The sequence below is a fragment of the Bacillus sp. FJAT-29937 genome, from assembly GCF_001509555.1.
In the GTDB taxonomy this organism is placed as follows: domain Bacteria; phylum Bacillota; class Bacilli; order Bacillales; family Cytobacillaceae; genus Cytobacillus.
This window is the reverse complement of the sequence record NZ_LMAS01000021.1, coordinates 1-1,074: the sequence shown is the minus strand read 5'-3', so window position 1 is coordinate 1,074 and position 1,074 is coordinate 1. Positions and strand designations below refer to the sequence as shown.

Annotated in this window: 9 tRNA genes and 1 rRNA gene; all 10 read right to left on the bottom strand. The window is 49.9% G+C overall.

Annotated features, from left to right (window positions below):
• Window positions 1–178: 178 nt before the first annotated feature.
• Window positions 179–254, bottom strand: a tRNA-Ala gene (locus AR328_RS22045).
• 10 nt (window positions 255–264) lie between these two features.
• A tRNA-Pro gene (locus AR328_RS22040) sits at window positions 265–341 on the bottom strand.
• 4 nt (window positions 342–345) lie between these two features.
• A tRNA-Arg gene (locus AR328_RS22035) sits at window positions 346–422 on the bottom strand.
• A gap of 15 nt (window positions 423–437) precedes the next feature.
• Window positions 438–526: transfer RNA gene (locus AR328_RS22030), tRNA-Leu, on the bottom strand.
• Between the two features lie 5 nt (window positions 527–531).
• Window positions 532–606: transfer RNA gene (locus AR328_RS22025), tRNA-Gly, on the bottom strand.
• 13 nt (window positions 607–619) lie between these two features.
• A tRNA-Leu gene (locus AR328_RS22020) sits at window positions 620–701 on the bottom strand.
• 9 nt (window positions 702–710) lie between these two features.
• A tRNA-Lys gene (locus AR328_RS22015) sits at window positions 711–786 on the bottom strand.
• 9 nt (window positions 787–795) lie between these two features.
• Window positions 796–871 (bottom strand) — tRNA-Thr (locus AR328_RS22010).
• Window positions 872–893: 22 nt separating this feature from the next.
• A tRNA-Val gene (locus AR328_RS22005) sits at window positions 894–969 on the bottom strand.
• Window positions 970–979: 10 nt separating this feature from the next.
• Window positions 980–1,074, bottom strand: a 5S ribosomal RNA gene (gene rrf / locus AR328_RS22000); the annotation flags it as partial.

Below are 1,074 nucleotides of genomic sequence, written 5' to 3'. Positions count from 1 at the left end.
GGATCAAACTCTCCAATAAAGTTGAGTTGATTAGCTCATAATGTCTTTTTGATAAAAAGACTAAAACGTTGACGTTTTTGTTCGTTCAGTTTTCAAAGAACTACCTTGTCGCTCAGAAGCGACTTTTCAATAATACTACTTTTCAAAAACAGTGTCAATAACTTTTTTTGATTTTTTTTGGTGGAGCCTAGCGGGATCGAACCGCTGACCTCCTGCGTGCAAGGCAGGCGCTCTCCCAGCTGAGCTAAGGCCCCAAAATATAAATGGTCGGGAAGACAGGATTCGAACCTGCGACCCCTTGGTCCCAAACCAAGTGCTCTACCAAGCTGAGCTACTTCCCGAATATGGCGCGCCCGAAAGGAGTCGAACCCATAACCTTCTGATCCGTAGTCAGACGCTCTATCCAATTGAGCTACGGGCGCATTCTTTAATATAAATGGTGCCGAGGACCGGAATCGAACCGGTACGGTAGTCACCTACCGCAGGATTTTAAGTCCTGTGCGTCTGCCAGTTCCGCCACCCCGGCATGTTTGGAGCGGAAGACGGGATTCGAACCCGCGACCCCCACCTTGGCAAGGTGGTGTTCTACCACTGAACTACTTCCGCTTATCTTTATGAATGCGGGTGAAGGGAGTCGAACCCCCACGCCTCGCGGCGCCAGATCCTAAGTCTGGTGCGTCTGCCAATTCCGCCACACCCGCATATATAAATGGTGAGCCATGAAGGACTCGAACCTTCGACCCTCTGATTAAAAGTCAGATGCTCTACCGACTGAGCTAATGGCTCAAAACTTCGTGGTGCCGGCCAGAGGACTCGAACCCCCAACCTACTGATTACAAGTCAGTTGCTCTACCAATTGAGCTAGGCCGGCATATTTAAAGATAAATTAAAAATGGTGGAGGATGACGGGATCGAACCGCCGACCCTCTGCTTGTAAGGCAGATGCTCTCCCAGCTGAGCTAATCCTCCATTTATTAAAGCCTAGCGACGTCCTACTCTCACAAGGGGACAGCCCCTAACTACCATCGGCGCTGAAAAGCTTAACTTCCGTGTTCGGGATGGGAACGGGTGTGA